Annotated in this window: 15 protein-coding genes and 2 other RNA genes; 7 read left to right on the forward strand and 10 right to left on the reverse strand. The window is 34.0% G+C overall.

Annotated features, from left to right (window positions below; genetic code table 11):
* Positions 1 to 490 precede the first annotated feature (490 nt).
* A complete protein-coding gene (locus tag VFM92_RS06540) occupies positions 491 to 1633 on the forward strand; it encodes an acyl-CoA desaturase (RefSeq protein ID WP_325121393.1) in 1143 nt (380 codons plus the stop codon).
* 19 nt (positions 1634 to 1652) lie between these two features.
* Here the strand turns inward: VFM92_RS06540 and VFM92_RS06545 are convergent, their stop codons facing one another.
* The 7 genes from VFM92_RS06545 to VFM92_RS06575 form a co-directional block, all read right to left on the reverse strand.
* Positions 1653 to 2222 (reverse strand): uracil-DNA glycosylase family protein, encoded by a 570-nt coding sequence (locus VFM92_RS06545; protein ID WP_325121394.1) that lies wholly within the window; start codon positions 2220 to 2222, stop codon positions 1653 to 1655.
* A 3-nt stretch (positions 2223 to 2225) separates the two neighbouring features.
* The gene (locus VFM92_RS06550; RefSeq protein ID WP_325121395.1) at positions 2226 to 2933 is read right to left on the reverse strand and encodes an ABC transporter permease subunit; all 708 of its coding nucleotides are present in this window, start codon (positions 2931 to 2933) and stop codon (positions 2226 to 2228) included.
* 104 nt (positions 2934 to 3037) lie between these two features.
* Positions 3038 to 3940, reverse strand: coding sequence for an ABC transporter ATP-binding protein (locus VFM92_RS06555; RefSeq protein WP_325121396.1), 903 nt, complete (start codon positions 3938 to 3940; stop codon positions 3038 to 3040).
* Between the two features lie 5 nt (positions 3941 to 3945).
* Positions 3946 to 4527 carry a DUF4252 domain-containing protein gene (locus tag VFM92_RS06560; RefSeq protein WP_325121397.1) on the reverse strand — a complete coding sequence of 194 codons (582 nt, stop codon included), beginning with the start codon at positions 4525 to 4527 and terminating at the stop codon, positions 3946 to 3948.
* A 75-nt stretch (positions 4528 to 4602) separates the two neighbouring features.
* Positions 4603 to 5133: a DUF4252 domain-containing protein gene (locus tag VFM92_RS06565; RefSeq protein WP_325121398.1), complete on the reverse strand. Its 531-nt coding sequence runs from the start codon at positions 5131 to 5133 to the stop codon at positions 4603 to 4605.
* Between the two features lie 118 nt (positions 5134 to 5251).
* Positions 5252 to 5770: a hypothetical protein gene (locus VFM92_RS06570; protein WP_325121399.1), complete on the reverse strand. Its 519-nt coding sequence runs from the start codon at positions 5768 to 5770 to the stop codon at positions 5252 to 5254.
* Entirely contained in the window at positions 5739 to 6272 is a 534-nt protein-coding gene (locus VFM92_RS06575) for an RNA polymerase sigma factor (RefSeq protein WP_325121400.1), read from the reverse strand. The genes VFM92_RS06570 and VFM92_RS06575 overlap by 32 nt, the downstream gene beginning before the upstream one ends.
* A 457-nt stretch (positions 6273 to 6729) precedes the next feature.
* On the opposite strand from VFM92_RS06575, the gene VFM92_RS06580 reads away from it, so the two are divergent.
* From VFM92_RS06580 to VFM92_RS06595, 4 genes are all read left to right on the forward strand, one after another.
* Positions 6730 to 7302, forward strand: a complete 573-nt coding sequence (locus tag VFM92_RS06580) for a hypothetical protein (RefSeq protein WP_325121401.1) — start codon at positions 6730 to 6732, stop codon at positions 7300 to 7302.
* Positions 7303 to 7410: 108 nt separating this feature from the next.
* Positions 7411 to 8523 (forward strand): alkene reductase, encoded by a 1113-nt coding sequence (locus VFM92_RS06585; RefSeq protein ID WP_325121402.1) that lies wholly within the window; start codon positions 7411 to 7413, stop codon positions 8521 to 8523.
* Between the two features lie 582 nt (positions 8524 to 9105).
* Positions 9106 to 9561, forward strand: a complete 456-nt coding sequence (locus VFM92_RS06590; RefSeq protein WP_325121403.1) for a hypothetical protein — start codon at positions 9106 to 9108, stop codon at positions 9559 to 9561.
* Between the two features lie 9 nt (positions 9562 to 9570).
* Positions 9571 to 10017 (forward strand): hypothetical protein, encoded by a 447-nt coding sequence (locus VFM92_RS06595; protein WP_325121404.1) that lies wholly within the window; start codon positions 9571 to 9573, stop codon positions 10015 to 10017.
* Between the two features lie 307 nt (positions 10018 to 10324).
* Here the strand turns inward: VFM92_RS06595 and ssrA are convergent.
* Positions 10325 to 10726, reverse strand: a transfer-messenger RNA (tmRNA) gene (gene ssrA, locus VFM92_RS06600).
* A 223-nt stretch (positions 10727 to 10949) separates the two neighbouring features.
* On the opposite strand from ssrA, the gene VFM92_RS06605 reads away from it, so the two are divergent.
* Positions 10950 to 11186 carry a hypothetical protein gene (locus tag VFM92_RS06605; RefSeq protein ID WP_325121405.1) on the forward strand — a complete coding sequence of 79 codons (237 nt, stop codon included), beginning with the start codon at positions 10950 to 10952 and terminating at the stop codon, positions 11184 to 11186.
* A 45-nt stretch (positions 11187 to 11231) separates the two neighbouring features.
* On the opposite strand, the gene VFM92_RS06610 is transcribed toward VFM92_RS06605, so the two are convergent.
* Complete coding sequence (locus tag VFM92_RS06610) at positions 11232 to 12551, reverse strand: T9SS type A sorting domain-containing protein (RefSeq protein ID WP_325121406.1); 1320 nt, start codon at positions 12549 to 12551, stop codon at positions 11232 to 11234.
* 472 nt (positions 12552 to 13023) lie between these two features.
* Between VFM92_RS06610 and ffs the strand changes: the two genes are divergently transcribed.
* An RNA gene (gene ffs / locus VFM92_RS06615) (signal recognition particle sRNA small type) lies at positions 13024 to 13121 on the forward strand.
* 36 nt (positions 13122 to 13157) lie between these two features.
* On the opposite strand, the gene VFM92_RS06620 is transcribed toward ffs, so the two are convergent.
* Positions 13158 to 13338: transposase (locus VFM92_RS06620; RefSeq protein WP_325121407.1), on the reverse strand; the 181-nt coding region annotated here is incomplete at its 5' end.

A 13338-nucleotide genomic window follows, 5' to 3' on the forward strand; every position in this document is an offset into this window, starting at 1 on the left:
ACTAATCAGACATGGCTTTTTTCTCGATACTTGTTGAAAGAATTACGTCAATCCATTTCCGTAAATACATCAATACTTATTTGAACTACTTTTCACTATTGTTGAATTTATGTTTATTGTATTTGGTAAAAAATTAAACAATAGTGGATTTTTCAAAGATTTAATGTCTTTTTTTTGGCAAGATGAAAAAACTAAATTATGTTAAAGTTGTGAAATAGAAAAAATATAATATTTCTTATAAATGCTTTAATTTGATTTAAACATAATAATTTAGTTTCAAATTTAAATTTGTACTAAGAGAATATATAAAACCATTTCTTCAAAAACTTAAAAAAATTAAACATTGGTAATATTAAAAAATGTATTTTTCTAATATTTCGTCTTTAAAAAAAAATGAATTCGTCTAAAATAAATACATTAGTTCAAAACATGGGGATTCTATAACAGATTCGCTTGAAATTAAGCTACCTTGTATAATTAAATTAATTTTATGAATAAGAACACAGTAACATTTAACGCCAACGATAACCCAGAATTTGTAAGCACACTAAGAAAAAGAGTTAGTCAATATTTCAAGGATAATAATATTTCAAAATATGCCAATAATGCTATGAGAGTGAAAACAGCCTTCATGCTTTTGTTGTATTTTGTTCCTTTAGCTTTCCTATTAAGTGGTATGATTAGCAGCTTTGCTGTAGCATTTCCACTTTTCATTATAATGGGCTTTGGAATGGCTGGTATTGGTCTTTGCGTAATGCACGATGCGAATCATGGTGTTTATTCTAAAAATAATAAGATTAACAAAATGTTAGGTTTTACGGCAAATTTTCTTGGCGCTTACCACATCAATTGGAAAATCCAACATAATGTACTTCACCATTCCTTTACCAATATTGATGAATATGATGAAGACATAGATAAAAAAGGAATTATTAGATTTTCACCGCATCAAGAAAGAAAAAGTATATTCAAATTTCAGGCTTATTACGCACCTATATTATACGGTCTGATGACATTCTACTGGTTGATTGCCAAAGATATTGACCAACTCATTCGGTACAATAAAAGAAATCTCCTCAAAGGTCAAGGATTGACATTTAAAAAAGGTTTAAGTTTAATGTTATTTAATAAGGCTTGGTATGTAGCTTTAACTCTAGTAGCTCCAATCTTAATCACTGGAATTGTTTGGTGGCAAGTAGTTTTAGCCTTTTTATTGATGCAGTTTTTAAGTGGATTGATATTGGCATTAGTGTTTCAACCTGCTCATGTTATAACCGAAACTGATTTTTACAAAGTAGATGATAATGGTAGCGTAGAAAATAACTGGGCAATTCACCAGATGCGAACCACTTCTAATTTTGCAAACTCTTCCAAATGGTTTTCATGGATAGTAGGTGGATTAAATCATCAGATTGAACACCATTTATTCCCCAATATTTGTCATATTCATTATGATAAAATAGCGCCAACAGTAAAGCAAACAGCTGAGGAATATGGCATTCCTTATCACCATCATAAATCTTTTGGTGTGGCACTGAAAAGCCATTTTACTCTTTTAAATCAATTGGGGACTGGTAGCTACGATAGGAAAGTGCAGAAAATGGAAACTGCTCCTGTCTCTGCTGTGGCATGATCTAATATTAAAAGTAGAACTACAATATAGCTGAAATCCGTGATTTTAAGAAAGGAATAACCTCTTCTTTAAACCACGGATTTTTGCTTTGCCAGATATTGTTTCTGGGAGATGGATGAGGTAATGGCAAAAATTCGGGACTATAAGCTCGAAATAACTGAACCGTTTTTGTTAGTGATTTTTGAGCCTTATTGCCTAAATAATAACGCTGTGCATAAAGCCCCAACAGTAAAGTGAGTTTTATATTAGGCATCATTTGAAATAATTTTTGGTGCCAGAGCGGAGCACAAATCTTCATAGGAGGTAAATCACCTGATTTACCAGTTCCAGGATAGCAAAAGCCCATAGGAATTAAAGCGAAGATATTGTCATTGTAAAAAATCTCTTTATCTACTCCTAACCAATTTCTCAAATTATCTCCACTCTTGTCATCCCAAGGAATACCTGACTGATGTACAGCAATGCCAGGAGCTTGCCCGATAATCACAATTTTACTCTGAGCTGATGCTTGCACAACAGGATTGGCTCCAAATGGGAGTTCAGCAATACAATTTTTACAATTTCTAATCTCACAGAGTAAATTGTTCATTTATCAGCCAACATCCCGTTTCGCAATCAATACATAATTTAAGGCAATACTAATTGTCAACCAGGCAATTGCAATTAAGGCACTACTTATCTTCACGTAATCCTGAATTTCCATAAATACATATCGTTGAAATGGAACTTCAATCAAATTATTCACGGCATGAATTGGGAAAATGGTGATTAACCAGTGATCATCAAATTTATAGTTTAGGAAAGCTACTAAAGCTGGCTCCAAAAAGATAGCATAAAAACATAGCGCAATAATAGCAAACCCAGCCTTTTTCAATAGAATCGAGATTAACATAGCCAAATTTAAGAAGGTTACCAGCTCCAAAAAGTGGGCTAATAAAAATTCCATATCCGTGAAATACATTCCGAAACTAAATGATGAACCATAAAATAAACCCATCAAAGTTCCAGCTATCCCAATTACAACCATATTGAATAGGCTAAATCCGAAAATCATGCTTTGCTTAGCCAATAAAAACTCCGTTGGCGACATACCATCTATGATGTTCTGGCGAATAGTTCGATAAGAATACTCATTAGTGACAGAAATAATCACTATGAAAGCTAAGAAAAACTTTATGTATGAAGCCAAATAAGTCAAATTCTGCCAAACATCCGGAAAATTATAAAATGGAATAATATCTGGACTGATGCCTTCAAACTCTGCGCCTGAATCTGCCATCCAGGATAATAGTAGTTTCACACTACTTAAAATCAAAAGTAATAGCAAAAAGTAAAGTAACGCCAATCGAATAAACGTCTTATAGTTCTTAAGCTTCAACCATTCTATTTGTAAATATCTCAATATCATGACTTTGCGGATAATAGTTGTAAAAATTGTTTCTCCAGTGATTTGTTGATATAAGCTAAATGTGTCAACACTATTCCTTTTTCAATCAAGAACTTGTGGAAATCTTGGATAGAGGCTTCCTGTGCTAGTTGAACTTCTAATCTTCCTAGATTATTAATTTTCATTCCTGAAAAAGCAGAGAAACTACCCACCGTTTTTTTCAATCCTTCTAAATCATCAGCCAATAATTCAACGCCCTCATTACCTAACAGACTTTCCGCTACTGTACCTTGAAATATCTTTTCTCCCTGCTTTAAAACTGCAAAATGAGTACATACTTTTTGAACTTCATCCAGTAAATGACTCGCTAAAATGATGGTTTTCCCTTGCTCTGCTATTTTAATAATTAATTCTCTTATTTCAGCAATTCCTTGTGGATCCAAGCCATTGGTTGGTTCATCTAAAATAAGAATTTCTGGATCAGAGAGTAACGCAGATGCTATCGCCAACCTTTGCTTCATACCCAGTGAATAAGTTTTAAAAGGGGATTTTGCTCGTGGCCCTAAACCAACTTGGTCTAAAACTTCCATAATCCTACTTTCAGGTACTTCCTTAATCTTGCAGACGATTTTCAAGTTTTGAATAGCTGATAGATAGGGATAAAATGTAGGGCTTTCCAGTATGGCTCCTAATCTTCTTCTTTGAATTGCAGTGGGTTCTTCGCCAAACCACTTATATAGGCCAGAGTCCTTTTGTACAACTCCTAATAAAATTCCTAAGGTGGTACTTTTTCCACTTCCATTTGGACCTAAAAGACCAAAAACGGTTCCTTTTTCAACTTTTAGTTCTAAGTTATTTACTGCCTGAATATTTCCGTAACGCTTATTCAGTCCTGAAATTTCTAATATATTTTCAGTCATAAAATTTAATCTTCAATGCTATCCGATGTTACTACTGTGGTATCTTTCATCCCTTCTCGCAATTTTCTCATCTTCTCTCTTTGTTCTTCTTTCTCCTCCTTATCTTGAAGAAAGTCACCAATAGGACCTAAATTCAAATCTGATTTCATGAGTCGAGGAAGCTGCGAAATATCAAATTTTCCTTCCAAAAAGGCAACAAAAAGACCATCCTTCGTATCAGCAGAAGCATACAAAATATCTTCTCGACCTTCCGGAGCTTTTATTTCAATATCTGCATTATCAATTCTTGCGGTGAAAATTGATTCCCATTCTGTAAAATCTTGATTACTCTTCCATTCTGCATATTCTACTTTTTTCGATTCCTCATCAAGATTTATCTGTAAAATATGAAGCTTTTTGATGTCTTTAGTCGCCTCTTTAAATTCGGGATCATTGTTGGAATTAATCATTTCCAAATTACTTGGATAGAGGTTGAGGTTTAAAGTGTGAATTTTCTTTTCTTGAAGACTCTTCAATGGATCTTCAATTTTTTTCTCGCAGGCAGAAAATATAAATAGGGTGAAAATAGATAGAATTATGATTCTCATGGTTCTAATAGTTTAAATGAAAAAAGCAAGGTGAGTTATTGCTCGCCTTGCTAAAATTAGGTTTATTTTTTTAGATTATTCTTGGTCATCTTCCATATTTTCGAGCTGTTCCAGGTTTTCCATTCCTGAAATATTTAAGCCTTTGGCCATTTTAGACATTTGCTTTAAATCAATATCTCCAAAGATGCTTGCGGCTACAAAACTGCTGTCACTTCCTACCAACATTACCAATTCACTGACTATTCCACCTTTTTCTTGAATTAAAAATCTAATATCAGAATCTCCATCTCTTACGGTCATCAATTCATCATAACCTTTGGCAAAAGCAGTATTCGCCTCTGAAAATAAGGCTGGACCTTGATTGGTATTACTATTAGCAATTAATTTTATGCCTTTCAATCCTGAAATTGCTTTTTTCATGGCTTCCTCATCTTCTCCTTCTACTTCAAAATTGGAGAATAATTCTATCATTCGCTGATTCACTGAAACTATGGTAAATGTCTCATCAGTTGAGTATTTATTATAAAATTTCATGAATTCTGTATTCTGTGCTTGTGCTGCTATGCTTACTAAAGCTAATGCAACTATTAATCCTATCTTTTTCATTTCTATTTGAGTTTTAAGTATTAAGTAATAAGTATTAGGTACTTAGATTTAAGAATTAAGACTATAAGATTTAATCACCTGACTAGATTCTAGACTCTAGACTCTCGATTCTATCTAATCATCCGTCTTGTCCTTCTTTCTTCACTTTTCTATCGGGTTGAAAGGTATTTTTAACTTTCTCTTGAGCTGTATTTATCATTTCAAGAGAGCTTAAATGTTTTTTTCCATGGATCATCATAGAAGCCATCAACTCCAAAGTTGCTTTTGCTTCTTTGTAGGCTTTTTCTTCCTGCTCAGCTAATAGTTTTTGTTCTTGCTGCTGAGGCATCCACCAAGCGAAGAAACCCAATGCAAAGACTACCAAAATGGAAGCTGCCACTTTCATCCAGTTCCATTTATCAACTGGTTTTGACTTCTTCTGAATTGTGGCCATAATGTTATCATCAAAGCTGTCTTCCAGCCTAAGGTTTTGTTTTGCTTCTTCATGGCTTTCAAACCATTCAGCCATTTGCTTCAACTCCCCTTTAAGGCTGTCCTTATTGGCTTTCAGTTCACTTTTGAACTGCATTTCTTCTACTTGACTGAGCTCACCAAGCCAGTATTTTTCAAGCCATTGTTCTAGTTTTTCTAATGCCATGGTCATTTATTTTTTGCATACTTTCTTTCAAAAATTTTCTGGAGCGAAAAAGGTCAGATTTCACTTGAGCTTCAGTTATTTCCAAAGTCTCTGCTATTTCCTGATAACTATTCCCTTCCACCTCTCTTAAAATGAAGACCGTTTTTTGCTTTTCGCTCAACTGCTCCATCACTTCCTGCATAATTTTCCATTGGTCTTGCCAAAGGGAAATTGTACCAGGGTCTTGTCCAAAAGTTTTCTCTAATTTAAGCGAATCCTGATGCTTCTGAACCGTCTTTTTCTTCCTTAATCTATCTAAGCAAATATTCTTAACAATTTGCATTCCCCAAGCCTCTGGGTTTTCTACAGACTCCCAATCAGCTCTCTTATCCCAAATCTTAATCAAAGCCTCTTGAGTCGCATCTTTAGCCTCCTCCTCCTCTTTCAAAAAGAAGAAACCAAAGCGGAAAAGCTTATTCTTTTGGCTCAGGTAGATGTTTTTAAAGTAGTTTTCTTCGCTCATTTCAATTAGGAGATGCACAAGTAGAGTGAAAGTTACAGAGAAATTAAATTTATTTTAAGAAATATAACATTAATGATTTATTTGATTGATAATCATTAACTTATAAAAAAATTATTCGAATCAGATTTAATTATCCTTGTTTTTCTAAATATTATTGAAGTGCTAAAATTTAACTACCTTTCTTTTTGCATGAACAAAAAGAAACAAAAATTCTAGAAAGTTTAATGCTTCAACCCTCAAGGCTTACGCTGGCTTGTCTGCCCAAGCAGGCCCGCTAAACTTTCCTGCCTCCCGATTTTCCGAGTTCCTCGGAAGTGGTCGTATTAATTCTCTTCATAGCAATTAACATAATTTATATTTTTCTATTAAAAGTTTCTACTTAGTTTTTTTACTTAATTAAATATGGAGGAAGTCCCGCAAAGAAGTATCTTACCAACTTTCCCTTAAATCCATTAATATGAAAGTCATTTTTAGTCTAAGTATCCTTTTATTCTCATTTAGTTATCTTTCAATTGCCCAAGAAGAAAAATCCAATCATCTTCAGTTTTGGGAAAATTTAAAGCAACATTGCGGAAAAGCCTATGCTGGAAAAATGGTTTCTGAACCTGTTCCGAAGGATTTTCAAGGCCAGAAGTTAATCATGCATGTGATTTCCTGTGATGAAAATGAAGTTAAGATTCCTTTTGTGGTAGGTGAAAACCGTTCACGAACATGGATTTTTACCTTAAATAGTAATAGTATCCAACTAAAGCATGACCACAGACACGAAGACGGAAGTCCTGATGACATTACAATGTATGGTGGAACAAGCCCTAATACTGGATTTGCAAATTTACAGTATTTCCCTGCAGATCAGGAAACAGCTGACTTAATTCCTTATGCCGCAGGAAATGTATGGTGGGTAAGCATTTCAGATACTACTTTTACCTATAATTTAAGAAGAGTGAGCAGCGGTAAACCTATAAAAGTAGAATTTGATTTAACAGAAGAAGTGGAAGCACCTGCAGCTCCTTGGGGTTGGGAGGAATAGCACATTGGATTTACATTCCTTTAGATAATCTCCATTTGCCGTAACTATAAGTTTAAACAAGTAGTCTTATTAAGTATAGATAATACTTAAAATAGAAAATATAAACTTATGGATAATAATCAATCACTATTAGAACCAATACAATTAGGAGACTTAACTTTGAAAAATAGAGTCATAATGGCTCCCATGACCAGAAGTCGTGCCGATAATTCAGGCAAAGTACCTACCGCTGATTTACAGGGCAAATATTATCAGCAAAGAGCTTCTGCAGGTCTAATCATTACGGAAGGCTCTCAAGTTTCTGAAAAAGCAGTAGGTTATGTGAACACGCCAGGAATTCACACCAAAGAACAAACAGAAGGCTGGAAAGAAGTAACCAAAATGGTGCATGAAAAAGGTGGGAAAATATTTATACAGCTTTGGCATGTAGGAAGAATATCGCATCCAGATTTTCATAATGGTGATTTACCACATGCGCCCTCTGCTATAAATCCGGAAGCAAAATCTTATACTCCTGATGGATTTAAGGATACAGTCACTCCAAAGGAAATGACGCTGGAGGATATCAAACAAACCATTCAGGACTTCAAAAATGCAGCAAAAAATGCTTGGGAAGCAGGTTTTGATGGAGTAGAAATCCATTCCTCAAACGGATATTTATTGCACCAATTCTTTAGCTCCACTTCCAACAAAAGAAAAGATATTTATGGTGGTTACAAACAAAACAGGGCTAGAATCCTTTTTGAAATCATAGATGAAATCAAAACGGTGATGCCCGAAAATAGAATCGGTCTAAGGCTGAATCCTTCTTTACATGAAATTTTTGGAATGACTTTGAATGAAGATACAATTCCGACTTTCGACCATATCATAGAAAAATTAAATAATTATGATTTAGCTTATTTACATCTTTCAGAGCCATTTAATGATGTGTCTGATGTTGAGCATGCTGAAACGGAAATTGCCAAAAGATATCGTCCTGTTTACGAAGGAAATTTGATAATCAATGCGCATTTTGACCGGGAGAAAGGCAATAAAGTAATTAAAAATGGAGATGTCGATATGGTAGCATACGGCAAACCATATATATCAAATCCTGATTTGGTAGAGCGTTTTGCAGAAAATGCAGAATTAGCGGAATGGGATGAAGATACCTTCTACACTCCAGGCCATAAAGGCTATACGGATTATCCTAAAACGGAGGAAGAAGTGGAAGTTTAATTTTTAATAGTTTATATTGGTTGAGCCACCTTGATGAAAATTAGGGTGGCTTTTTATTTTATAAATTCACTTTTTGTGTTATTTCAGGACTAGACATAATTTAGAAGGATATGTTTATTCCAAATACTTAATAAAAAATAAAAAAAGAAGAAAGCAAGCCAATCAATATTTCAGATGAGGAGCTACAGCGAGACATTGTAAACCTTCATTTACCAGAAATAAACCTATTTGAAGACATTGATAAGAGACATGAGGACATACCACTTTACGATGCACAAATTAACAAATGGCTTAGAGGCATGATGAAAGATGAGGATATGCAAGATTGCAAATCGATTAAATGAACCTAAAACAAAGCCTCAGCGTTAATCGTAATAAAACATAATCAAATGATGATTTTGTGGAGCACCTACTCCATTTTCAATTCATTCTGCTACTATTCTAAAAGTAATGCCGAACTTATTGAAAAATTAATCTAATTTTAAAGATTAGTGCAGTTACAAAGAAATATTTACTTAAAAATAAAATATTTTGACTAACAGAATTAATCAATTACATTTGAGAATTGTCTTAAGTTAAATTATGTCTTCTACAGATACCATTTCAAATATAGGTGAAGAAATTAATCAATTGATTTCTAGCAGTAAGTCAGAATCCTCAAAACTTACTGAAGAAGAGAAGATTAATAGCTTTCTCGACAGGATTAATAATGTCAGGAAAGATTTAATTGGACGGACAGAAAAAATTAAAATGCTGGACGGGTTATTTTCTAAATTGACTTGGTTCGAGATTCAAGATCAAGAAGAGGAAGAGCTGTTAAAAAACCTCATCACTGAAGCAAAGTCATTCCATGATTTCAGAATTAGAGACTTTGTTTCCATAAAAAATAGTTTTTGGAAGGACAATATTTGTAGGAAAGAAATTAGTAGTTACAAAAACGCTTTAGATGATTTTGAAGAGTCATTCCATGAAGTGCAACAAATATTTTTTGACCTCAGAAAAGATAATGAGTTCAATGATTTAATGAACTCCATATAAAGTTTCTTAATGAGAGTATTTGTTACCGAAGAATTCCTTTCAGAAGTAAAATCAATTTCAAAAAATAACGATCATTCCGAGTGTGAGATAGATTTAATAAATTCAATTTTCAAGCAGAAAATTGATGAAATTAAGAGCATTGGAACAAAAAGACTTGGCGGACATCCTGATAAGTCACCTTTTTTGAGGAAAAGAGTAGAATCTGAAAGCTCTGGAAAAAGTAGCGGTTATAGATTATACTTTTGGTTATTTATTCAAGACCAAGACATTTTTCTATTATTTATTCATCCAAAAACAGGTCGTAGGTCAGCAACAAATATAACAACCAATAAGCAAAAAGAATTGGTTAAGACCTTTAAGGAGCATAGAGATAACAACTTGTTTTCCGAGGTGGAACTAAATGAAACAAAAAGTCATTTGATCTTCAGTAAAAACAAAAGGAAAGCATTACAATAAAACCACCTATTTACATCGATTCTTCCAGTTAAGTAGAACTAAGCCAAAGCTAGCAAATATTAGAGTAAAGTAGCTCAGAAAGCCTTTTTAAAGCCATGCACGCTAAAAAAGCTCCTATATGGTAGAGGCTACGCAGGTCAAAACCTCGAAGCTTCCTTTACATCATTGATTAACAGTAAAAAAATAGAAAAAATGCACTTGTATGAGTTATTTCATTTTCCTGAATGTTCTACGTATGTTCAACATTTGAAAATAAAAAACAAGAAACACCCCTATAAATAGTATAGAGGTATTTTTAAAGTGTTAATTGTGGAGTTGGAGGGATTCGAACCCTCGTCCGGATAAGGAAACGATGCATCTTCTACATGCTTAGTTACTAATTAGGTTTTCGAGCCTGTTATGGAAAGTAACAGTCCTGTTGCAGGCCTTAGCTATTTGAGTTTCGCAATGGCTTAATAGCATCACCACGCTAGTTTCTCCTGTCGACACTCCTTGATCGCTCCCGGACAAACGAAGGAACGAGGAATGTGGCTGGGGAATCCTTTTGGGGACTCAACCCTTAAAGCTTGATCCTAAAAAATTAGGATTATGCAGCCATGGCGTAATTAGATTCGCCAATTATAGTTGGAATGAATTACTTGAGGATGTACATTCTCCACCCTGCATGCTGATACATAATTCACACTTACCGTCAATACCGGTCAACCCCATATGTCAATTTATAACTCCCTCCGTTTGAAGGACTACAAAAATACGATTTAATTCATGAATCTCATCATACTTCTATAATTTACATGTTTAATTTAACATTTAGATATGTAAATTTTAATAGATTTAATATGTGACTCAAAACCTTAAGAATTTTTATTAAGTAGTTTAATTGCATATAATGGAATATAATTTTACTTTGCTGCTAAATCAATCGATCAAATATGACAAAAACATGGTACGAAAAAAATAAAGAAAAAATTCTTCAGAAGCTTAAAAAGAAATATGCCGAAGACCAGGAGTTCAGAGAAAAGGTAAAAAACACTTATCGAAATAAGTATCACTCTGATCCTGATTATCGTGAAAAAACAAAAGATTTAGCTCGGAACCGATATCATAGTGATGAGGAATACAAAAAAGCCACCATCCAACGTGCTAGTAAAAGCACGAAAAACTCCTAATTTTCAAAATAATAAAACAAAACAGCAATTAAGTTTACTATAAATTTAATTCCCTCCCTGACCATTCAAACTGACTTTTACGGTATTTGAAATAAAAGCATTACTTTTTATCGTAACATAATGTATTCCGGTTGCATCTACCATGTCTTCTATGGGGAATGTGTTTTTACCTTTTTGAAGCGAAACTCTTTTTGAATAGACAGTTATGCCTTTTGAGTCATGGATTATAATTTCTGCATCCTGCTTCACTAGATTATTGTCAAAATGTAAATAAAAAATTCCCTTGCTTGGATTCGGGTAAGCTATTAGAACTGATAGATTCTTATTACTTGTGCAATTTGCTGCTACTATTGAAAAAAGCTTAGACCTTCCATCAAAATCAACTTGCTTTAACCTGTAATAATTGATGCCGCTTAATGTATTAGTATAATCTACTGAGTAATTAATGGCAGTGCTTGAATTGCCCGCTGCGGGAACAGTTTTAACAGTTTTCCATTCTACACCATCAGAAGATTGTTGTATCTCAAAATGCTGATTGTTGATCTCACTTGCAGTACTCCAATTAATGGCAACCAGATTTTCCGCTTTGCATTTAACAGTAAAAGACATTAACGAAATTGGAAGTGTTGTTTCTTCAGCCCTTACCCATAATTGGAAGTAATTACCTGCAGGAATTTCTCCGGCACTATGATCTTCCCTTCGCAAATCACCAATAGGTATCCAATGGAAACCCCTAGCATTACATGCAGAATGAAAAACTCGTTGATGAAGGCTATTATTTGAGGAGGATGAACAAGTGGCATTACCGGTAAGGTAAATTGAATTTGTGCCTGTCCAAAAATCATTAATACCATTATCAACAGACCCTCTTGAAAGAGCTGTATTCGATGTTACTCTTGAAATAATGGTGCTATTGTTCGTTATTACATCCAAATTACCGGTACTTGACGATATCCTCACTTCGGTTGAGCTTGTTAGTTTACTCAAAACTGTTGAATTTAAAATTCCACGTGTGGTATTGGTTAATGAGGTGCCAGCAGGAAGATTTCCTGTGGAATTGGCAAAGTCGATAGCCACCTGAACCCAACCGCTGTTATTAACATAGGTACTGAATGTTGTACCTGACAAATTGAAGTAATAATTTCCTGCTGTTGTAACGTGCCTTGCCATTCCGAGACTTGTATATGGATTTGAGGAACTACCATCCTGGGAATAAGAAAAAAGCGGCATTAGTATTATGAACAATACTGAAACGATTTTTACTTTTTCATTGAATTTTAAGAATTGTACTTTAAAAAAATAAGTAATTAGTTTGTAACTAGATAATCTGTCCTTCTTCGATAAACTTTCTATAGTATTTTTCATATATTAAATTGGGTGAAGGCAACATTCTAATAAGTTAAAGATACACCGTGTAAAAATGGTATAAGTGCAGTTATTAACCCAAAAATTACAGATGTAAGTAATTGTCGTAAATAAATATGCTGTTCTGAGGTAATAAGGGAAAACAACCTTATCCCTTACCAAACCAAATTTCTTAGCTATTTTCCAAACAGGAGAGTAAATGTATTATCGGAAGATGAAACCATCTAGCGCACTCAACAGGAATTCAATTTTTTTTATAAAGCAAACCATTAGTAAGTATATCTAGAATATTTTTAAAGAAGATGACTTGGAAGAAATTAGCTTTCACTTTCTTTTTATTGAGTCAATTTTACAAGGATTTTAAAATCTTTAAAAGAGCAACTAACGCCCTCTCCTCCAACCCCTTCAATATTTATTTTATATTTTTCACAATTCAGGGTTTACAAATCCAATCCTTCTTCCTACCTTTGCATCGGCAAATCGGCACGACCAGCTCCTGCTGAACTCCCCCAGGACCGGAAGGTAGCAAGGGTAGGCGGTCGTAGCGGTGCGATGTTGGTTTGCCATTTTTTAGGATCAATCTGAAAATCTGGGGAGAAGTATTTTTCAAGCATATATTTTAGAGAGTCTGTAAAGGGAAAAGGAGACGTTTTTCACACCTCTGAATTGGGAGCGAAAAGCTTTTATCTTGGCATTGAATGATTCAGCTGCTGCATTGGTGCTTCTTCTTTCAAAGAAATTCAGGATTGTTTGATAATGGTTTTGAATTGTCCTAGATACGGTGTTG

Origin of the sequence: Marivirga sp., from assembly GCF_035704835.1 — a bacterium.
Classification (GTDB): domain Bacteria; phylum Bacteroidota; class Bacteroidia; order Cytophagales; family Cyclobacteriaceae; genus Marivirga.